At 64.9% G+C, this 17,761-nt stretch carries 24 protein-coding genes and 1 tRNA gene; 15 read left to right on the top strand and 10 right to left on the bottom strand.

What is annotated here, in order from left to right; all coding sequences use genetic code 11:
- Positions 1-44: 44 nt before the first annotated feature.
- Genes AUL33_RS08990 through AUL33_RS08980 form a run of 3 tightly spaced genes read right to left on the bottom strand, consistent with a single transcriptional unit; the run spans position 45 to position 1,086 of the window.
- The gene (locus AUL33_RS08990; RefSeq protein ID WP_062206762.1) at positions 45-335 is read right to left on the bottom strand and encodes a hypothetical protein; all 291 of its coding nucleotides are present in this window, start codon (positions 333-335) and stop codon (positions 45-47) included.
- Positions 335-664 carry a hypothetical protein gene (locus tag AUL33_RS08985; protein ID WP_062206759.1) on the bottom strand — a complete coding sequence of 110 codons (330 nt, stop codon included), beginning with the start codon at positions 662-664 and terminating at the stop codon, positions 335-337. Before AUL33_RS08985 ends, AUL33_RS08990 begins: the two co-directional genes overlap by 1 nt.
- Positions 661-1,086, bottom strand: coding sequence for a hypothetical protein (locus AUL33_RS08980; RefSeq protein ID WP_062206757.1), 426 nt, complete (start codon positions 1,084-1,086; stop codon positions 661-663). Before AUL33_RS08980 ends, AUL33_RS08985 begins: the two co-directional genes overlap by 4 nt.
- Positions 1,087-1,236: 150 nt before the next feature.
- Here AUL33_RS08980 and AUL33_RS08975 point away from each other — a divergent pair, with 150 nt between their 5' ends.
- Together AUL33_RS08975 and AUL33_RS08970 are read left to right on the top strand one after the other, a co-directional pair.
- Positions 1,237-1,527, top strand: coding sequence for a hypothetical protein (locus AUL33_RS08975; protein WP_062206756.1), 291 nt, complete (start codon positions 1,237-1,239; stop codon positions 1,525-1,527).
- A 450-nt stretch (positions 1,528-1,977) separates the two neighbouring features.
- Positions 1,978-2,310 (top strand): helix-turn-helix domain-containing protein, encoded by a 333-nt coding sequence (locus tag AUL33_RS08970; protein ID WP_062206744.1) that lies wholly within the window; start codon positions 1,978-1,980, stop codon positions 2,308-2,310.
- Here the strand turns inward: AUL33_RS08970 and AUL33_RS22100 are convergent.
- Positions 2,307-2,561, bottom strand: a complete 255-nt coding sequence (locus AUL33_RS22100; protein WP_156419338.1) for a hypothetical protein — start codon at positions 2,559-2,561, stop codon at positions 2,307-2,309. The genes AUL33_RS08970 and AUL33_RS22100 overlap by 4 nt on opposite strands.
- Positions 2,562-2,744: 183 nt before the next feature.
- On the opposite strand from AUL33_RS22100, the gene AUL33_RS21590 reads away from it, so the two are divergent.
- The 12 genes from AUL33_RS21590 to AUL33_RS08915 all read left to right on the top strand — a co-directional run bounded on the left by AUL33_RS21590 (position 2,745) and on the right by AUL33_RS08915 (position 9,464).
- Positions 2,745-3,044, top strand: coding sequence for a hypothetical protein (locus AUL33_RS21590; protein WP_082652457.1), 300 nt, complete (start codon positions 2,745-2,747; stop codon positions 3,042-3,044).
- Positions 3,044-3,247: a hypothetical protein gene (locus AUL33_RS08965; RefSeq protein WP_062206742.1), complete on the top strand. Its 204-nt coding sequence runs from the start codon at positions 3,044-3,046 to the stop codon at positions 3,245-3,247. The genes AUL33_RS21590 and AUL33_RS08965 overlap by 1 nt, the downstream gene beginning before the upstream one ends.
- Entirely contained in the window at positions 3,247-3,438 is a 192-nt protein-coding gene (locus AUL33_RS08960; RefSeq protein ID WP_062206740.1) for a hypothetical protein, read from the top strand. The genes AUL33_RS08965 and AUL33_RS08960 overlap by 1 nt, the downstream gene beginning before the upstream one ends.
- 212 nt (positions 3,439-3,650) lie before the next feature.
- Positions 3,651-4,340: a hypothetical protein gene (locus tag AUL33_RS22510; RefSeq protein WP_192843166.1), complete on the top strand. Its 690-nt coding sequence runs from the start codon at positions 3,651-3,653 to the stop codon at positions 4,338-4,340.
- Positions 4,340-4,642, top strand: coding sequence for a hypothetical protein (locus AUL33_RS08950; protein ID WP_062206738.1), 303 nt, complete (start codon positions 4,340-4,342; stop codon positions 4,640-4,642). The genes AUL33_RS22510 and AUL33_RS08950 overlap by 1 nt, the downstream gene beginning before the upstream one ends.
- Positions 4,639-5,010 carry a hypothetical protein gene (locus tag AUL33_RS08945; RefSeq protein WP_062206736.1) on the top strand — a complete coding sequence of 124 codons (372 nt, stop codon included), beginning with the start codon at positions 4,639-4,641 and terminating at the stop codon, positions 5,008-5,010. Before AUL33_RS08950 ends, AUL33_RS08945 begins: the two co-directional genes overlap by 4 nt.
- Positions 5,007-6,119: a DNA polymerase III subunit beta gene (dnaN, locus tag AUL33_RS08940; RefSeq protein WP_062206734.1), complete on the top strand. Its 1,113-nt coding sequence runs from the start codon at positions 5,007-5,009 to the stop codon at positions 6,117-6,119. Before AUL33_RS08945 ends, dnaN begins: the two co-directional genes overlap by 4 nt.
- A 2-nt stretch (positions 6,120-6,121) precedes the next feature.
- A complete protein-coding gene (locus tag AUL33_RS08935) occupies positions 6,122-6,328 on the top strand; it encodes a hypothetical protein (RefSeq protein WP_062206731.1) in 207 nt (68 codons plus the stop codon).
- Complete coding sequence (locus tag AUL33_RS08930) at positions 6,325-7,473, top strand: hypothetical protein (protein ID WP_062206729.1); 1,149 nt, start codon at positions 6,325-6,327, stop codon at positions 7,471-7,473. The genes AUL33_RS08935 and AUL33_RS08930 overlap by 4 nt, the downstream gene beginning before the upstream one ends.
- On the top strand, positions 7,473-8,009 hold the full coding sequence (locus AUL33_RS08925) for a hypothetical protein (protein WP_062206727.1): 537 nt from the start codon (positions 7,473-7,475) through the stop codon (positions 8,007-8,009). Before AUL33_RS08930 ends, AUL33_RS08925 begins: the two co-directional genes overlap by 1 nt.
- Positions 8,002-8,247 (top strand): hypothetical protein, encoded by a 246-nt coding sequence (locus AUL33_RS08920; protein WP_062206725.1) that lies wholly within the window; start codon positions 8,002-8,004, stop codon positions 8,245-8,247. Before AUL33_RS08925 ends, AUL33_RS08920 begins: the two co-directional genes overlap by 8 nt.
- Positions 8,248-8,303: 56 nt before the next feature.
- Positions 8,304-9,464: a site-specific integrase gene (locus AUL33_RS08915; protein WP_244492079.1), complete on the top strand. Its 1,161-nt coding sequence runs from the start codon at positions 8,304-8,306 to the stop codon at positions 9,462-9,464.
- A 64-nt stretch (positions 9,465-9,528) separates the two neighbouring features.
- Here AUL33_RS08915 and AUL33_RS08910 read toward each other — a convergent pair.
- The 3 genes from AUL33_RS08910 to glgX all read right to left on the bottom strand — a co-directional run bounded on the left by AUL33_RS08910 (position 9,529) and on the right by glgX (position 12,783).
- Positions 9,529-9,605, bottom strand: a tRNA-Arg gene (locus AUL33_RS08910).
- Between the two features lie 72 nt (positions 9,606-9,677).
- Positions 9,678-10,310, bottom strand: a complete 633-nt coding sequence (locus tag AUL33_RS08905) for a thiamine diphosphokinase (RefSeq protein ID WP_062206722.1) — start codon at positions 10,308-10,310, stop codon at positions 9,678-9,680.
- A 196-nt stretch (positions 10,311-10,506) separates the two neighbouring features.
- A complete protein-coding gene (gene glgX, locus AUL33_RS08900; protein ID WP_374754415.1) occupies positions 10,507-12,783 on the bottom strand; it encodes a glycogen debranching protein GlgX in 2,277 nt (758 codons plus the stop codon).
- 135 nt (positions 12,784-12,918) lie between these two features.
- Between glgX and AUL33_RS08895 the strand changes: the two genes are divergently transcribed.
- Positions 12,919-13,347 carry a CBS domain-containing protein gene (locus AUL33_RS08895; RefSeq protein WP_082652455.1) on the top strand — a complete coding sequence of 143 codons (429 nt, stop codon included), beginning with the start codon at positions 12,919-12,921 and terminating at the stop codon, positions 13,345-13,347.
- On the opposite strand, the gene AUL33_RS08890 is transcribed toward AUL33_RS08895, so the two are convergent.
- Genes AUL33_RS08890 through AUL33_RS08880 form a run of 3 tightly spaced genes read right to left on the bottom strand, consistent with a single transcriptional unit; the run spans position 13,325 to position 17,728 of the window.
- The gene (locus AUL33_RS08890; RefSeq protein WP_062206719.1) at positions 13,325-13,933 is read right to left on the bottom strand and encodes a DUF533 domain-containing protein; all 609 of its coding nucleotides are present in this window, start codon (positions 13,931-13,933) and stop codon (positions 13,325-13,327) included. The two genes, AUL33_RS08895 and AUL33_RS08890, sit on opposite strands and share 23 nt — an antisense overlap.
- 28 nt (positions 13,934-13,961) lie before the next feature.
- Positions 13,962-14,345 carry a response regulator gene (locus AUL33_RS08885; RefSeq protein WP_062206717.1) on the bottom strand — a complete coding sequence of 128 codons (384 nt, stop codon included), beginning with the start codon at positions 14,343-14,345 and terminating at the stop codon, positions 13,962-13,964.
- Positions 14,342-17,728, bottom strand: a complete 3,387-nt coding sequence (locus tag AUL33_RS08880) for a response regulator (protein ID WP_192843165.1) — start codon at positions 17,726-17,728, stop codon at positions 14,342-14,344. Before AUL33_RS08880 ends, AUL33_RS08885 begins: the two co-directional genes overlap by 4 nt.
- Positions 17,729-17,761 lie beyond the last annotated feature (33 nt).

Here is a 17,761-nt window from a genome sequence, read left to right as displayed (position 1 = left end):
CACCAAGTCGAGACCGCACTCTAGGCAAGCGTTTAAACGGATCGTCACAGGAGCTTTCCCATGCCGTCCGCGAACCGCTCGGCCACCTTGGCGCGTTCCGCCTTCAAATGCTCGCTGACGCGGCCTACCGTGAGAGACTGCGCGCCGGGGATGGTTTCGAGGAAGATGCGGCGGCGGGCGTTCTCCCACTCGGCGCAGACGATCTCGACGCCGGCGACGCCGCGCCGCGCCCAGGCCGCGTTGACCTCGTCGACCACCGACGCGATGAAGGCGCCGGCGTCGCCGCCAGCATCCGTCATGCCGTCCGCGATGATGACACGCGTTGCGGCCGTCATCAGGCGTCGGCCTTCCGACGCGGGGTCGGGGCGAGATGTTGTCGAAACTGGTCGAGACGGGTCTCGGAGAGCGGGCGGAACAGGCTCGCCAGATAGGCCGGCTCGACACCCAGGCGGTAGGCTTGGCCCTGGATACGAACGACCCGCTCAATGCAATCCCGGTTGTCGAGTTCATCGAGCAACAGGCTCGCCGCCCCGGTCAGGGCGCAGGTGTCCACGGCGCGCACGGTGTAGACGTTTCCCTTGACCGGCCGTTTCAACGGCAAATCGTAGAGGACGCGGCCTGCGCTCACGCACACGCAGCGCATGCCCGGTTGCCAGATCGTCATAGCTGCGCCTCCAGCCGTTCGCGCAGATCCCGCGCGCCTTCCTCCAGTTCGCGCAACTCGCGGATCGTCAGGGCGCGATCGGCGGCGCTATAGGTCCCGTCGCACCGGCGGCGCTCGTGGCTGGCAATAAGGGCGAGCTTGGCTTCGCCGCACTCGCGGACGAAATGCATAATCGAACCATCGTCGATCGGGGCGAACACACGCCGGGCGTCGGCACTGTGCCGGTCGACCATCCAGCGAGACACGATCGGCTCTTGAACGTGATATTCGAGCGTCATCACGTCGCGGACGTTCATCCAGCGATCCGGCTCGGACATCGAGGCCTGCGCGCTGATCGTTGACGGGCTCTTATGGCCGAGAATGATCTGCGCGGCCGTGCATCCGCCGGCGGCGACCATCAGCGCGTGGCCGGTCGCCTTCAACGCGCGCTCGTCGGGAGCAAGGCGGTCTGTCATGCCGAAACCTCAGGATGGATCGGAAACGAAAGCGCGCGACGGCGGACGTGCTGGACTCCCGCCGTCGCGCGCATCACCATCGCGGGTGCGCCGCAACCCACGCGATGGAGACTTGAAATGCCGAAACACGAGATGACGCTGGGGGAGGCGGACGCCTCCGCCCTCATGGCGCTCATTGCCATGGCGGACGTGCTAGCGGACATGGCAGTCGCCCTCCGCCGCGCCGGTCTCGATCCCGACGAGTTCCTGACGGACCTTGAGGTGAACGCCGTGAAGCGCATGGAGCGCCATCTGGTGGACAAGGGTCTTCGGCCCCACCCCATCCATGCCGAGGCGATCAAGCATATCGCCAACGCAGTCCATCAGGCTCGACTGCGCGCAGAAGGCAGCCAGCACCTCGACGGCTGACCGCGACGGGTCTGGCCGGCAGCGCCGCAAGAAGACGTCGACTGCGCCGAGATTGTCGTTTGCGGGGGCGGACAGCCGGCGGACAGCGGCGCTCAAGACGCAGCCCTCTGCGAAAGAAGGGCTGCCGATTTCTCGTGATGTTCGCCTTCGAGACAGGCATTCCTGGCGGCAACGAGCGCCTGAACCGACACGGCCCCATCAGTCGCATCACTGATACGGCCGAGCAGATCTAGTGTCGTGTTCTCGCCTCGAATGACGCGGTGAAGCGTCATCCGGCTTGTCTTAGCGGCCACCGCGATTTGAGCGAGGGTGACCTTGTGTTCTCGGGCGTAGGTCTTGAGGGGGTGGCTTTGCATAAAAGCGTTGTAACGTTGAGCGTGACAGATGGCAATTCAAATCTGTAACGCCCCACGTGACCACGGGCTCGGGGTGGCGAGATATCATCGCGACATGACGGGTCCGGCCAGAGAGAAGCATTTCATTCGCGCGTGGCGCGAGTATCGCGGCTATTCGCTGCGTAAGCTCGCTGACATGCTTGAAAGCGCGCCTGGCGTTCCGCTGATGACGCACGCCAACATCGGACGCATAGAGACCGGCGCCCAACCATATACCCAGGACTTTCTGGAGGCGTCGGCAAGGGCGCTTGGCGTTGAGCCAGCAGATCTATTGACGAAAGATCCGACGAAGGAGGGCGAGGTTGTCGACCTCCTTCGTATACTTGCGCAGCGGCGAGACGAGCAGACGATGGCCGTCCTCCGCGCACTGGCCGGCAAGACGGGCTAAGCTGCAGCGCGAATAGCGTCAGCGTCTTCTTGAGTGAAGTCGCCGAACTGGAAGAGGATCTTCGCATCTTCCCAGTCACCGGATTCCGGGTCGCCGGTTCGGCTGAATGCCACTACCCCAAATTTAGTCTCGCTTAGACGCCCAGAAAGCCGCAGCGCTTCGCTCTCGGTTGAGACTTGGCGCGGCGTGTCCGCTTCGATCTTCCGTTTGGCATTCACCGAATAGGTTTGCACGACGTAGTAGGTTTTCACGGCACCACTCCCTTTGGTTACCTCGGATGGCAGAACCTGACCCGCTAAAAAGAACAAATCAAGAACTTATTCCTGCCTGTGGAAAACCTAGGAATGCGGTCCGTCACGTGGGGCGTTACGATCATGTTGACCGCTGTCACGTACAGCGTTACAGATATCCGTTCTCAATGAATGGAGCCCAGCATGCCTGTGCAACCCTCGCTCCTACGCGGCACTATCGGCCGCGTTGAAGTCCCGCCCCACCTCCACAACTCGTTGAAGCGCCTTGCCGCTGGTACGCACCATCGCGGCCCGCGTGGCTGGACCCCGCCGGAAGGCCCGATGGTCCCGGCCGAGCACGTCACGCAGCTCGCAATGCGCAACCTTTGCAAGGTCCGCGCCGGGCGTCGCCGCGCTCTCGATCGCGCCGACCTGACGGACCTCGGCCGCGAAGTCGCCGACGCCGTCGCCGACATGTGCCGTGCCAACCGGGCGGCTTCCTGATGAGCGCCCGGTCCTACCAGCTCCCCGGCGTCCGCCTTGTCACGCAGGCCGACGCCGAACCCATCGGAGACGGCGCCGCAAAGCCGATGGCGCGCCAGTCCACCGACCAGACGGGCGACGACTACCTCGAACAGGCGATCATCGGTGCCCTCGTCCTCGTCGGCTCGGTCTTCGTGTTCGCCTTCCTGCGGGAGATCGTCTGATGCGCGCTCTCTCCCGCGAACTCGTCGAGATCCGCCGCATCGCGGCCCATCTTCGCCCCGCCCGCCGCCTCGGCCGCCTCGCACTGGAGTTCATGGCCGTCGCTGCCTTCGTCGGCATGGTCGCCGCCGGCGCCATCGCTCACTCGACGAGCGCACCGATCGGCGCCGTCATGATCGCGGAGGCACGCTGATGGACGACTTCCAGAATGGTGTCGGCCTCTGGATGGCCGAGTGCTTTCCTGCGGCAGTGGCCGAGGACGCCACCGAGCGATGCGACCGCTTCGTCGAAGAGGCGCTGGAGCTGGTCCAGGCTTGCGGCCTCCCGGCCGAGCGGGTCATCGCCCTTGCAGCCTACGTCTACGCTCGTCCGAAGGGCGACCAGCGCCAAGAGGTTGGCGGGACGATGGTGACGCTCGCCGCGCTCTGCAACACCTTCGGAATAGAAATCGGCTACGAGGCCCGCCGCGAGCTGGCGCGCGTCGGCGAGCCGGCAACCATGGCGAAGATCCGCGCCAAGCAGGCCGCAAAGCCGACCGGCTCGGCCCTGCCGATCGCGGTGGAGCCGGCGACCCCGACGCCCGACCAGATCGACACGCTGGCACGCGCCCTTTTCGAGGCCGACGAGGACGAGAACGACGCCCACGCGCTCGCCAATCCAACCGTGCGCGTTGAGATGGGCGAGCGAACCTTATGGATCGATGCCCCGGATCTACACGAGGGTTTCCGCGAGCGCGCCCGTCACCTTGCCGCGCGCCTTCCGGCCTTCGCCTTGGCCCCGATCGCGGTCCCGGCCTCGGACTATGCCGAGGTCGATCGCTTCGCCTTTCTGATGAAACGCGAGCTGCGAGCCAACGAGCACAAGGGCGGCTGGAAAAACGACAAGCCGCAGGACCTCGCTTATCGCGTGTTCGAGGAGGCCTGTAAGGCGCATACGGCTACTGACCTGCTTGTATGCCAGGGCGTGCGCAACCTGGAAGCCAATCGCACCGCCGCCATTCGAGAAGCCGTCGACACTGCCAACATGGCTATGATGGTCGTCGACGTCATTGGCGGGCTCTACGAGCCGGTGGCTACTATCGGGGAGCAACCCTGATGGCTAAGTGGATCTGTCTCACCACAGATGACGGGGAGATGCACTCGGCCTACGTCGAGGGGCACGTTCGCCCCGTGCCCGTGTCGCCGGCGGACTTCCTTCAGATTGAGACCGCCTTCAAAGGCCTCGTCGCCGATGAGGAGCTGCAGCGGCTTCGGACGGAGCCTCTGCCGGTTCGCCAGCACTGGATGCGCCCGCAGCCGCCGCTGGCGAAGGACCCGCGCGAACAGCTCTTCGAGTTCTGCGACAGCGGCGACGAGCCTGGCGCCTTCCCTGTGACTGGCGTGAGGTTCGACCGATGAGCGGCCGCACGCATGTCATTCAGCGCTTCGTCGATATCGAGCTTGGCGACCGCGAGACTGCAAGGGCGCCGATCGCGATCGTCGTCGATCTTTCCGGCCTGTCGGACGATCAGGTGATGCGAGAGGTCGAGGAGCGCGACCTCAATATCGAGGTCATCAGCGATTCACCGCAGGCCGAACGCGCGATCGAGTTTCAGTATCGTGTCACCGAGGAACTTCCTCGCTTGGCAGAACTCGCAGCCTCTGGCGATATGGACGCGGTGCTAGATCTTCTGCGGGATCTAGCGCCGGGTGATGTCCCGTTGCCGTCGACGGTCAAGCGCATTGTTGCCGATCGCCAGGCCGAGCCCGCGAGGCGCTTCCTGTGAGCGCACTCGTCCTCGCTTTCACCATGCATCGCGACGCGCTCCTGCCGCTCGTGAAGAACATGTCCAAGGTCGTCGTTAAAAAGGACAGCCACCCGATCCTCTCGAATGTTTTGCTTCGAGCCGAGGCAAATGGGCTCGTGTCGGTCACCTCGACGGATATCGACATCACGGCCGTCGCCTCGGCCGAAGGCGTGAATGTCGCAATTCCCGGGGCGATTTGCGTCCACAAGGATCTCTTCCAAGACTCCCTACAGAAGATGCCGGACGCGCCTGTTAAGATTGAGGTCGGCGATATTTGGCTGACGATGTCGTCAGGCCGCTCCCGCGCGAAGTGCCAGACCCTTCCGGCTTCGGACTTCCCGGATGTCGTTTATCGAGGCGACGTTCATAGCTTCACGATCCCGGCCGTCGACCTCACGACGATCTCGGACAAGGTCGGCTTCGCGATCAGCAAAGAGGAAACCCGCTACTACCTCAACGGGATCTATATGCATGCCCCTGACGGCGCGCTGACGGCCGTCGCGACAGACGGGCACCGGCTCTCGAAGCTTAGTCTGGAGCCGCCCGAAGGTGCGTTTGGTATGCCGGGCGTCATCGTTCCTCGGCTCGCGACGGAGCTGTTCGGCCTACTGGCAGGCAAGAGCGACAATCCAGTCGAGATCGAAGTGACCGACGCCTTCATTCGGTTCAGGACGCCTCGGCTCTCCATCACGTCGAAGCTTATCGACGGCACGTTCCCTGACTACAACCGGTTCATTCCACGCGGCAACGAACTGAAGGCGAAGATTGCCGTCGCGCCCTTGCGAGAAGCGGTTGAGCGAGTCGGTGTCTACGCGATTGGTAAGGATCGGACGGTGACTTGGCATTTCACGCCGGGCCTTCTGCGCCTCTCCAGCTCGTCGAAGCTCGGGGAGGCAGCCGACGAGATGGAAGTCGACTGCGACTTCGAACTGAAGATCGGCTTTAGCGCTAAATACGTGACGGACTTTCTGGAGAGCTTCAAGGGCTCGCAGATCCAGTTCGGCTTCCTTGATCCATCGGCGCCGACGATGGTCCTCGATCTCGGCGACGATCGCCGGGAACTCGTCCTCATGCCGCAGAAGGTTTGAGGATGACGTCAGACCTCGCACCCCTCCTGAAGGCCGCGAAGGCTGCCGTCGACGCGATCACCTTCGACGACAGCGGCACCCACGGCCGAGGCGGCAACGGTGGCCTGATCTCGCGCGAGACGATCCGCAAGACGGACGAGCTGCGCCTCGCCATCAGCCGCTTTACCGCCACCCACACCAATACTCGTCGAGAGGACGCCCAACCATGACCCGCCGCCCTGACGAGACCACCGACGCCTACCACGCGCGCTTGGTCACCAGCGCCAAGCCGCCCTCGCTCTTGGCTCGCGTCCGCGCTGTCCTGCGAGCCGACGCCGCGCGCCACGACATCACCGACTATCAGTTCATGAACGGCGACGATCCGCTTTCCCCGACCGTCACCCCCGATCAGCCCCAAGCCGTGCCGGATGATGCAACGAACGATCCGGCCTATCCGCAGTTCCTCGCATACTTTGAAAAGAACTACCCGGGGCCGGAAACCATCATCTACGATCCGAAATGGCATGCGCCGAAGATATTTCGCGCGGCTCGTCACGCCCTCGTCGCTCGCCCCGTCCTTCCCGTCGAGACGCCTGCGGAAAACGCCACGAGGATCACCATCGACCTCCGGGTGGACGGTGACAGTCTCCGCGTTCAGGTCGTTGCCGGGGCTGATCCGGCCGAGACGCTGAACCGCGCCATGGCTGCGCTCAAGGCCGAGCGTGACGCTCTGGATGGTTGCCCGATGCACCAACCTGTCGAGACGCCTGCGGAGGGGCTGCGGGAAGCCGAACGTATCGCGCGCATCATCAGCGCATCCTACGGCGAAGATCCCGATGAAGACGCTCCCATCGGTAAGATATGTGGCCCAAACAACGAGCCCTTGCCGTGTTGGATGGCTTATGAAGAGCAAGCGGAAGCCATCATCGCCTCCACCGCCCCCGCGCCCCTGTCTGGCAGGGATGGGAGCTTGCGGGAGACAGTCGAGATCGACGCCACCAGTCTGCAAGAGCGGCACATCATGGAGCTTCGCGTCCATGCCGATAAGCTGCGGTGGCAGATGGAGAACGACGAGCGCCCGGCTCCGCCTCATGGTTGGACGTGCTTCCACTGCGCGCAGACGTTCACGACATGGGCGAGCGCGTCGGCTCATTTCGGCGACGATCCGTTACAAGGGCGTCCCGAATGTTGGGAGGTCGAAAGCGATGCGATCCTTGAGCTATGCCAAGAGCACGATGATGGGTTTCAGGCTCTTGCGGACAGCTACGGCCCCGATGATCTGCCCTCCGCATTGGAGGCCGTACAATCACTCATCAAGGGCCGCGCCGCCCTTGCAGCCGTCCCACCCGAGACGGCCGAGATGGAGGATCGGTGATGCCGAGGGGCGTGACGAGCATCGACAAGAAGGACACCGCCAAGCGCTTCCCATGGAACGAGAAGTACGACGGCTGGCTGCGGCGCCTCCTCAACCGGCGCGATCCCATGCTCTCCTATCGTGAGATCGAGGCCATCATGAAATGCTCCCCCGATGGGATCAAATCCCGCGTCCGCAAGCTCGGCTGGGGCGACAGGAATCGTGCAGCGGCGATCCAGCGTCAGCGGCTGACGGGTGTCCCGATGACGGCCGAGCACAGGGAAGCGGTGGCGCGCGAGAACCGCCGGCGCTGGCAGGACCTCGAGTTCCAGAAGGCGACGCTGGACAGGCTGGCGTCCGCTGAAAATCAGGCCAAGGCGACGGCGGCCAGGCGTCGGCGGGACGCCCTGCGGCGGGGTTTCTCGATCCCGGACGAGAAGTATGACGACTATCGCTTCCTGCGGGACAAGCACTGGTACACGGCCGACGCGGCCGGGATGGCTCTCGGCCTGGTCGACGCGGCACCAGCCGGTCCTGAGGCAGGGCGCCGTGACTGACAAGCTCTTCCTAAGCGACAAGGAGATTGCGACGCGCCTCGGCGTGAAGGGCGACCTGTTTCCCGCTATCGCACAGACGCTGGAGAAGGACGGCTTCCCGCGCCGCGACCCGTTGTTCGAAGGCAAGCGTTACTGGCCGGCATGCCGGACCTATCTCGACCGCCGGCATGGCGTCCGTCAGGATGATCGCGGGGCGATGGCGCCCCTCAATCCTGACGGAGAGGAAAACTGGACATGACAGGAACACCCGGCCTGCGAAGGCGGGGGCGGAAGGACGGAACGGCGCTCTATTGGGTGGCCTCGGCGATCTCGCGCGAGGCCAAAACTTATCCGACGCCGACCATCCGCATCCATTCCGAAGACCCCGCCGAGATCGCCTCGCTCTGCCAGCGCTACACGGCCGAGCTGATGGAGTGGATCAGCAACGACAAGGGCGCGAAGCCGAAGCGCTTCGACGGGACCCTACGCGGCCTGATCACGCTCTACCGCAAAAGCCCCGACAGTCCCTATCGGGATCTCAAGCCAAACTCGCGCGCCATGTATGACGAGTCGCTGGACCTCCTGGAACGAACAGTCGGCGATCGCCAGCTCGTTCGCTTGAACGGGGGCGACTTCCGACGCTGGTATAAGAAGCTGCGCGAGCCTGCGCCGGCGAAGACGGACGATGCACCGATCGGTGCGGAGCGCATCCGCCGCGCGTTCAAGGCGATGCAGCTGCTACGGATCGCGATCAAGTTCGGCGTCACCGTCGACGTGCCTGAATGCACCAGGCTCGCGATCATTCTGGCGGCGATGCGCTTCGAGGCACCCGGCACCCGTCAGGCCTTTGTCACCTTCGAGCAGTCGAAGGCGATCATCGAGAAGGCGATCGAGATGGGGCGGCCGAGCATTGCCATCGCGCAGGCGCTGCAGTTCGAGCTGACGCTCCGCCAGATCGACGTGATCGGCATATGGGCGAAGGCCGAACAGGGCAGCACCGCCGGCATCGTTGCGCGCGGCCGACGCTGGTCGGGGGGCTTGCTTTGGAGTGAGATCGACGCGGCCGGGATCTTGCGAAAGAAGACGACGAAGACCGGTCAGGATGCCGTTCATGACACGAACGCCTATCCGCTCGTCGCTCATGTCCTCGCGTTGATCCCGCCCGATCGCAGGATCGGCCCAGTGATCAAGAACGAGACCACCGGCCTCCCCTATCGCTATCGCAACTTCTACCAAATGTGGCGCGCAGTCGCGACGAAGGCGGGCGTTCCGCTCACGGTCTGGAACCGGGACAGTCGCGCCGGCGGCGTGACCGAAGGGACGGATGCGGGTGCCGATTTGGAGGCGATGCGGCATCACGCGAATCACAGTCAGATCGCGACCACAGCCCTCTACAGCCGTAAAACGCTGGAGAAGACGAGGGGCGTCGCGGTCATGCGCCTGGCCGCCCGGAACAAGCCGCAAACAGGCCTGTAGGAACGCCTGTAGGAACGGTGTAGGAACGCAACACGCCGCCAGCAGGCTAACGCACTGAATTCGTTGGTGATCCCAGCTGGATTCGAACCAGCGGCCCCCAGATTAGGAATCTGGTGCTCTATCCTGCTGAGCTATGGGACCCTGCGGTCGCTTATACGCGATCCCTTGCACGGGAGCAAAGGGGGCGATGGGTCGCGAGACGCTGTCTGGTGGTCAACGGACCGTCGGGTCGGCCTGCAGGAGGAGGATCGCGCGGCCATGGGTAAGGCCGATCTCCAGTGGGCCTTCGGCTTCGTTCGACTGGGTGAGGATCGAAGCGAAGGGAAGATCCACGGCGTCCAGCGGAAAGCGGGCGCCGTGGATCGTCAGGCCGGCGAGGTCGGAGAATTTCAGGATCGAGAACTGGGCGCCCCGGGCTGCGTCGTATCGGCGGAAGCCCGGTGCCAGCGGCCAGCCTCGTTCGCGCCCGTCGAAGAGTTCGATCGTGCGTCCGGCCTCCGCCTCCCTCAACGCGATCACGAGGTTGGAGAACGCATGGTCGCTCCGTCCACCGAGCGCGCCCACAAGAAGGAGCGACGTCGCGCCGCGGGCAAGAGCCGCGGCGATGGCCAGTTCACCATCGGTCAGCGCCTTGTCGCGCGGCAAGGTTTCACGGGGAATACCAGTGCCGACGGCAGGGTCGGGCGCCGAGTCGAAATCGCCGATCCAGAGTTCGGGCACGAGGTGGAGCGATGCCGCGTGGCGGATGCCCGCATCGGCCGCGATGGCTCGCGTCCCGGCAACGGCGTTGCGCAGCGCCGGCGTCGGCAGGATCGGGCCTGCGAGGAGGATAGTGAAGCGCGACATGCCCGTCGCATAGCCTAGACGACCCGCGCGCACCACAAAACCGTTCAAGGGCGGACGTCCCTTCTTGCACGGACAGGCAAGTGGTTCGGCACCCCGTGCGACCTCGTAAGTCCCCCTCACAGTTGGCCTCACCCAAAGAGAAAGGGCCGCATCCCACGATGCGGCCCTTTCATCATTCCATCCGAAGGACGTTCATTCAGCCCTTCGCGGGTTCCACGAAATGCACCCGATCGCTCGAAGCCTTGTCGAAGGCCTCGCTCACATGCGTGAACGCCCGGTGCGACGCCTCCGAAGTCGGGTGACCATCTTCCGGCTCGAGCAGGAAGACGAGGAACGAGCGGCCCGTGGTCATGTACTCGGTGCCTAACTCGAACGGTACGAGGTCGCTGCGGTTGGGGGCGTTGGTGTCGATGACCGAGCGCCAGCGCAGGCCACCGGGGGCGGCAGGCAGCTTGAAGTTGACGACGTCGTGGTGGGCGTTGAGCACCATCAACATCGTCGCGTCCGAGCCGAGACGGCGGATGCCCTCGTCCTGCGCACGTCCGTCGAGCAGAACGCCGAAGCAGCGCGCGCCCTTGTCGTTCCATTCGGAGTCCTGCATCTCGCCGCCGCCAGGCGAGATCCACGTCACGTCCTTGACGCCGATCTCCTCGTCGAACGTGCCGTGCAGGAAGCGTCCGCGACGCAGCATCGGCAGCGCCTGACGCACCATGATCAGCTTCTGGACGAACTCGGCGAGATCGACGCCGTCCGGCGTCACGTCCCAGTTCACCCAGCCGATCTCGTTGTCCTGCGCATAGGCGTTGTTGTTGCCGTTCTGCGTGCGGGCGAACTCGTCGCCCGCCAGGATCATCGGCGTGCCGCGCGAGAAGAGAAGGGTCGTGAAGAAGTTGCGCAGCTGGCGGAAGCGGACGTCCGTCAGTGCGGCATCTTCGGACGGACCCTCGACGCCGTAGTTGTTCGAGAGATTGTGCGAATGGCCGTCGCGGTTGTCTTCGCCGTTCGCCTCGTTGTGCTTGTCGTTGTAGCAGACGGTATCGTGCAGGGTGAAACCGTCATGCGCGGTGATGAAGTTCACCGACGACCACGGACGACGCCCACGCTTGTCGAAGAGATCGGCGGACGCGCTGATCTTCGAGGCGACGGCGGGAACCTTGCCCTCGTCACCGCGCCAGTAGGAGCGGATCGTATCGCGGTAGCCGTCGTTCCATTCCGCCCAGCCGGGCGGGAAACGACCGACCTGATAGCCGCCCGGACCGCAGTCCCACGGCTCGGCGATGAGCTTCACCTGCGTCAGCAGGGGATCCTGCATACAGGCGTGGAGGAAAGACGACTCTTCCGAGAAGCCATGTGGCTCACGCGCCAGAATGGTCGCGAGATCGAATCGGAAGCCATCGACCCGCATCTCACCGGCCCAATAGCGCAGGCTGTCCGTCACCAGCTGCATGACGCGAGGGTGGCTGGTGTTGACGGTGTTCCCCGTGCCGGTGTCGTTGATGTAGTAGCGCTTGTTGTCCGGCATGAGCCGGTAATACGATGCGTTGTCGATGCCCTTGAAGGAGAGCGTCGGGCCGTTCTCGTTGCCCTCGGCGGTGTGGTTGTAGACGACGTCGAGAATGACCTCGAGCCCGGCATGGTGGAAGGTCGAGACGAGTTCCTTGAACTCGTTGACGAACGGGCCGGCCATGTAGCGCGGATCCGGCGCGAAGAAGCCGAGCGTGTTGTAGCCCCAGAAATTCCGCAGACCCTTCTCGACGAGATAGCTGTCGTCGACGAAGGCGTGGATCGGCAGCAACTCGACCGAGGTGACGCCGAGGCTCTGGATATACTTGACGACGTCGTGGTTCGCGAGACCGGCAAACTTGCCGCGCTCGCGGTCCGTCACCGACGGATGGCGCTGGGTGAAGCCCTTGACGTGGGTCTCGTAGAAGATCGTGCGCTCCCACGGCACGTTCGGACGGCGCTCGTCACCCCAGGTGAAGGCGGGATCGATGACCTGCGACTTCGGCACGAAGGGCGCGGAGTCGCGCTCGTCGTACGACAGGTCGCCGTCGGGATGGCCGATCGTATAGCCGAAGACCGCGTGATCCCAGGTCAGTTCGCCCACATGCTGCTTGGCATAGGGGTCGAGGAGAAGCTTGTTGGGGTTGAAGCGATGACCGGCGGCAGGCTCGTAGGGGCCGTGGACGCGGTAGCCGTAGACGAGGCCGGGGCGCGCGTCCGGCAGATAGCCGTGGAACACCTCGTTCGTGTATTCCGGGAGGACGATGCGCTCGAGTTCGGTCGTGCCCGTCTCGTCGAACAGGCACAGTTCGACCTTCGTCGCGTTGGCGGAGAAAAGCGCGAAGTTGACGCCGCGCCCGTCCCAGTTGGCGCCGCGCGGGTGTGGCCGTCCGGCCTCGACGCGTGATTTCTGGACGCCCGGCTTGCCGTGGTCCGACGCGAACGACTTCGCCGTGTTCAGGATGTTCAAGGAGATGTCCCGCCTCTAAGATGGAATGCTGCACGGGGAAAAGCGGCGATCGGCGCTTTGGTTCCTCGGATCGCTCGAACTCTTCGCAGTGCAATGCGTTGTGTCCGCGTCTCTCCTCCATCGGGAATACCTGCCTTGAAGATCGAATCCGTCATGACCCGGCACGTCGAATTCGCCGGTGCGGAAGACCCCGCGAGCGAGTTGGCCGTGATGATGGGGGATCTCGACGTCGGCGGCCTGCCGATCGGGTCGGAGAGCGAAATCCTCGGCGTCGTCACCGACCGCGACATTCTGTATCGGGTGGTGGCGCGCGGGCTCGACCCCAAGGCGGTGACGGCAACCGACATCATGTCGACGCCGGTGATCGGGTGCCGCCGCGACGACAGCATTCAGACGGCAATGGACCTCATGGGCGCCCACCGCGTCCGGCGGCTCGTGGTGCGCGACGAGGCAGGGGCGGTGGTCGGCTGGGTGACGCTCGCCGATCTTTCGCGCAAGCTTCTGGTGGAATCGCAGACGGTTCAGTCCGCCCTGCAGGACCTCAGCCGCGAAAGCGCCGGTTGAGGCTTCCCGCCACCTGCTGCGTCAGCCCGAGGCGGGCGGCGAGATAGGTCAGATACAATTGCCCGACCGTCGAGCGCGAGCCGACGGTGAGGAGCGAAACCGCATAGGCATGGGCCGCCTTGTCATGGCGGAGCGCGGCGGTCGCCAGATCGCCAGTGGCGATCGCGGCGTGTCCCTCGATCAGTCGCCCGACCTGCTCGGCCGATGCGCCGACACGTCGCAGCATCTCGCCGGCGCGCCGGGTCCGCTCGGCATCGTCGATGCCGTCGGCCGCGAGGGCCGCCGCCACAAAATCGACGAGCATTGCTCCCTCATCTTCCGACAGGGATCCGAAATCGAGCGTTAGCGGAAAGGACGTCTGGTGCCGGTTGGCAAGGTGGGCTCCCAGCAACTTGGCGGCAATCGTCGCCTCGACGCTGTCTCTGCGCCCCGGCACGGCCGTAGATGGCGCGGGAGCGCTCGCCAACGTCGACGCCGTTGCCGAGCCCAGCGACAGGTCGGCGTCGATCGCCTCCAGCGACAGGCCCTGCCCGTCGCGCGGACCTGCCGCCCGGCCGGCGAAACGCCAGAGCCATTCGAAGCTCATGAGAAATCCCCTGCCCCGCCGCGCACGACTACTGCGCCGCTTCCGCCTTGGCCGGCAGCAGCGCCTCGATCTGGCCGAGCAGGCGGGAGAAGTCGACGGGCTTGGCATGGTAGTCGTCGCAGCCGGCCGCCAGCGTCTTCTCACGGTCGCCCGACATAGCGTGGGCGGTGAGCGCGATGATCGGCACGCGCGGAATGGAACTGTCGGCCCGGATGGTCTTGGCCGCGGTCCAGCCGTCGAGCACGGGCAGATTCATGTCGAGCAGCACGATGTCGGGATTGGCGACGCGGGTCTTGTCGACCCCGTCCTGGCCGTCATGGGCAAGGATCACCTCGTAGCCGCGCCGCTGCAGACGCCGCGACAGGAAGTCCCAGATTTCCTCGTGGTCTTCGACGAGCAGGATACGTGTCATGGGAGAACCTCCAGTTCGACCTGCTGAGCCTGCGGGTCCTTGCCATCATCATCTTGTGTGTTCGCTTGGACCATAACGCGGATCTGCGCCGCAAGGTCCCTCAGGTCGACGTCGCCCTTCGTCAGGATCTGTTTCGTCTGCCCCTGAAGCTGGTTGAACTCGTCCGTCGTCAGATCCTTCGAGGTGAGGACGATGACGGGAATGTCGCGCCATTCCTCGCGCGACCGAAGCGCATGCAGGAAGCCGAAGCCGTCCATTACGGGCATGACGAGGTCGAGAAGGATCAGGCCGGGCCGTTCCAGGGCAACGCGCTCCAGCGCCTCCTCGCCGTTCAGCGCCGTCACGACGTTGAGATTTTCGCGCTCCAGCATCGTGGCGGTGCGCTGGAGGGCGTCCTCGTCGTCGTCCACCGCGAGAATCAGCGAGTTGTCGGGGGTGCGGTAGCGCGTCATCACCGACTTCAGCCGGTTCCATTCCACGGGCTTCAGCAGGTAGTCGGAGGCGCCGAGCGCGTAGCCAAGCGAGTGCTCGTCGAGGATGGTGATCATCACCACGGGAATGCCGGCGAGCTCGGGATCGGCCTTCAACTCGGTCAGCACCGTCCAGCCATCCATCTTCGGCATGGTCACGTCGAGGAGGATCACGTCGGGCCTCAGCAGCCGCGCCATCTCGAGTCCGGAAAGACCATCCGCCGCAGTGCGGACGGCGAAGCCCTCCTTCGTCAGGAAGCGCACCACGAGTTCGCGGGCATGCGGATCGTCGTCGATCGCCAGGACGAGGCCCGCCGATGCGTGGCGCTCCGACGCTTCGACCGGAAGCTCCGGGGCGGGAGCGGCATCCTCGTCCGGCGTGTCGGAGATCTGCGCGGGAATGCGGATCGTGAACGTCGTTCCCTGCCCTTCCGTCGACCGGACACCAATATCGCCGCCGAGCAGTCTGCAGAAGGCTCGGGTGATGGCAAGGCCGAGACCGGTGCCGCCGAACTTGCGCGTGGTCGAACTGTCGGCCTGCGCGAAGCGCTCGAACAGACGGCCGACCTGCTCCTGGCTCATGCCGATACCGCTGTCCGACACCTCGAAGGAGATCCAGTCGCGCCCGTCGTCGGAGGTGCGGCGCGCACGCATTGTGATCTCGCCCTCCTCGGTGAACTTGGAGGCGTTCGACAGGAGGTTGATGAGGCACTGGCGCAGCTTCACCTGGTCGGTGTGGACGCTTCCGAGCTGACCGTCGTGCTCCACCGTCAGGCGGTTGTTCTTCTTGGCGACGAGCGAGCCGACGGTGGAGGCCACCTCGTCCATCACCGTCTGGAGATCGAACGTCTCGGCGTAGGTGTCCATGCGCTCCGCCTCGATCTTCGAAAGATCGAGGACGTCGTTGATGAGGCTCAGGAGATGGCGCGCATTGCCCTCGATCTTCTTGAGATCGGCGAGAAGATGCTTCTCGCCGAGGTCCTCGACCTCCTCTTCCAGCATCTCGGCATAGCCGATGACGGCCGAAAGCGGCGTGCGCAGCTCATGGCTCATGTTGGCGATGAACTGGCTCTTGGCGCGGTTGGCGTTCTCGGCCGCCTCCTTGGCCGCCGCCAGTTCCTGTTCTGCGGCCCGCTGGCTGGTGACGTCGGTGTTGGTGCCGAACCAGCGTACGATCACCCCGTTCTCGTCGCGGATCGGGTTGGCCTGCGACAGGAACCAGCGATAGGCGCCGTCGGCGCCGCGCAGCGGGAACGTGTCCTCCCAGGGCTCTCCGGCGGCAAAGCGGCTCTTCAGCCCCTCGGCGACGCGGGTGATGTGGTCGGGATGGTGGACGCTCTGCCAGCCGAACCCCTTCATGTCGGCGAACGTCTTGCCGGTGTAGTCGAACCACCGCTGATTGTACCAGTGGATCTCGCCATTCGGCTGGGCGATCCAGGCGAACTGCGGGATATTATCGGCAATTGCCCGGAACTGGAGATTGGTCTCGCCAAGCTCGGCGGCCGTGCGCTTCTGATCGGTCACGTCGGTGTGGGTGCCGATCCATTCGCGAATCGCGCCGTCCTCGCCGACGATGGGGGCGGCACGCGCCAGCATGTCGCGCCACTCGCCATCGGAGCGGCGCACGCGATGCTCGACCTTGTAGGGAGACTTCGACGCGACGGCCTTAGTCCACGCTTCCGAGGAGCGCTTGCGATCGTCGGGATGAATAGCGTCGGTCCAGCCATAGTCGGAAAACTGCTCTTCCTTCTGTCCCGTGAAGGCGGCCCAGCCCGGCTGATCGCCGCTGAACCGGCCGGACGAGGGCGCCGACCAGACGATCGCGGAGGTGGCCTCGATGAGCGAGCGGAAGCGACCCTCGGACTGGGCGAGAAAGCGCTCGGCGCGGATGCGCTTGGTGGCGTTGATCAGGACAACGCCGATGCCCATCGTGTCCGCCGCCCGGCCTTCGTTCCGCAGCGGGTAGAAGCTGGCGAGATAGATCGCCTCCGCGTCTCCCTCGCCGGTGCGCAGTTCGATGTCGGAATGGACCGTGCCCCGGCGCATCGTCTCATCCAGCATACGATCCAGACGCTTGCGCTCGTCAGGAAAGAGATCGGGCAGACTGTCGCCGACGCGCACCGTGCGGCCGAGCGCGCCGCCGGCATTGACGAAAGCGGCGTTGAGGCGGCCGATCTTGAGGTTCTTATCGACGAAGCCGACACCGACCGGGGAGTTCTGAAGGACCGAGGTGAGGAGGCTGGCGGCGCGTTGACCTTCGAGGTGGCGGCGGAAGGCGAGGACGGCGAGCGCCGCAGCGGACAGTATGGCGGCGAGGAACGCGATGTTCGAGATCGTCGCATTCCGCGCGGCGACCGCGGACCCGGAATCGACGCGCATCACCGCATTGCGCTGCGCCGTGGCGATCTCGGCGCGGATCTGGTCCATGATCGCCTTGCCCTGGCCGCTGCGCACGAGTTCGGCGGCGGGCTCGAAGCCCTGCTCGCGGCGAGCCTGGACGACCCTGTTCTCGAAGGCGGTTTCCTCGGCGACCAGCGTCTCCAGCCGCCGAAGGCGATCGGGATCGGCGTCGGCCAGCGCCCAAGGCGCCGCCATACGGGTGAACTGCGCCTCCAGGCCGGCCTCGGCCTGCGCGAACGGATCGAGGAATTCCTGCGTGCCGACCAACACGTAGCCGCGCGTCGAGGATTCGAGGCTCGCCATCATCGAGAGAAGCCGCTCGGCCTCCGCGATCACCTGCGTGTTGGCCTGCGTGATGGCATCACGCTGGCTCGACTGCCAGAGGGTCCAGCCGAAGGCGCCGATGGCGATCATCAGGAGCAGGCCCGCGAAGATCGCGGTTCGGCCCAATCCCGGCGCCCCATCGCCCGCGGCCATATTGTCGGAACCGTTTCCGACGCCATTCTTCGTCATCATCATCCCCCGGGCGAAGCGGGACTGGATGCC

Origin of the sequence: Aureimonas sp. AU12 (genome assembly GCF_001463705.1) — a bacterium.
Classification (GTDB): Bacteria; Pseudomonadota; Alphaproteobacteria; order Rhizobiales; family Rhizobiaceae; genus Aureimonas.
The sequence above is the reverse complement of the archived record's forward strand: the minus strand, read 5'-3'. Positions and strand labels throughout refer to the sequence as shown.

Bases quoted from the DNA above. Each gene is read 5' to 3' on its own strand.
- AUL33_RS08990 (WP_062206762.1), bottom strand. From the start codon at position 335: ATGACGGCCGCAACGCGTGTCATCATCGCGGACGGCATGACGGATGCT.
- AUL33_RS08985 (WP_062206759.1), bottom strand. From the start codon at position 664: ATGACGATCTGGCAACCGGGCATGCGCTGCGTGTGCGTGAGCGCAGGC.
- AUL33_RS08975 (WP_062206756.1), top strand. From the start codon at position 1,237: ATGCCGAAACACGAGATGACGCTGGGGGAGGCGGACGCCTCCGCCCTC.
- AUL33_RS08970 (WP_062206744.1), top strand. From the start codon at position 1,978: ATGACGGGTCCGGCCAGAGAGAAGCATTTCATTCGCGCGTGGCGCGAG.
- AUL33_RS21590 (WP_082652457.1), top strand. From the start codon at position 2,745: ATGCCTGTGCAACCCTCGCTCCTACGCGGCACTATCGGCCGCGTTGAA.
- AUL33_RS08965 (WP_062206742.1), top strand. From the start codon at position 3,044: ATGAGCGCCCGGTCCTACCAGCTCCCCGGCGTCCGCCTTGTCACGCAG.
- AUL33_RS08960 (WP_062206740.1), top strand. From the start codon at position 3,247: ATGCGCGCTCTCTCCCGCGAACTCGTCGAGATCCGCCGCATCGCGGCC.
- AUL33_RS22510 (WP_192843166.1), top strand. From the start codon at position 3,651: ATGGTGACGCTCGCCGCGCTCTGCAACACCTTCGGAATAGAAATCGGC.
- AUL33_RS08950 (WP_062206738.1), top strand. From the start codon at position 4,340: ATGGCTAAGTGGATCTGTCTCACCACAGATGACGGGGAGATGCACTCG.
- AUL33_RS08945 (WP_062206736.1), top strand. From the start codon at position 4,639: ATGAGCGGCCGCACGCATGTCATTCAGCGCTTCGTCGATATCGAGCTT.
- AUL33_RS08935 (WP_062206731.1), top strand. From the start codon at position 6,122: ATGACGTCAGACCTCGCACCCCTCCTGAAGGCCGCGAAGGCTGCCGTC.
- AUL33_RS08930 (WP_062206729.1), top strand. From the start codon at position 6,325: ATGACCCGCCGCCCTGACGAGACCACCGACGCCTACCACGCGCGCTTG.
- AUL33_RS08925 (WP_062206727.1), top strand. From the start codon at position 7,473: ATGCCGAGGGGCGTGACGAGCATCGACAAGAAGGACACCGCCAAGCGC.
- AUL33_RS08905 (WP_062206722.1), bottom strand. From the start codon at position 10,310: ATGTCGCGCTTCACTATCCTCCTCGCAGGCCCGATCCTGCCGACGCCG.
- AUL33_RS08890 (WP_062206719.1), bottom strand. From the start codon at position 13,933: ATGAGCTTCGAATGGCTCTGGCGTTTCGCCGGCCGGGCGGCAGGTCCG.
- AUL33_RS08885 (WP_062206717.1), bottom strand. From the start codon at position 14,345: ATGACACGTATCCTGCTCGTCGAAGACCACGAGGAAATCTGGGACTTC.
- AUL33_RS08880 (WP_192843165.1), bottom strand. From the start codon at position 17,728: ATGACGAAGAATGGCGTCGGAAACGGTTCCGACAATATGGCCGCGGGC.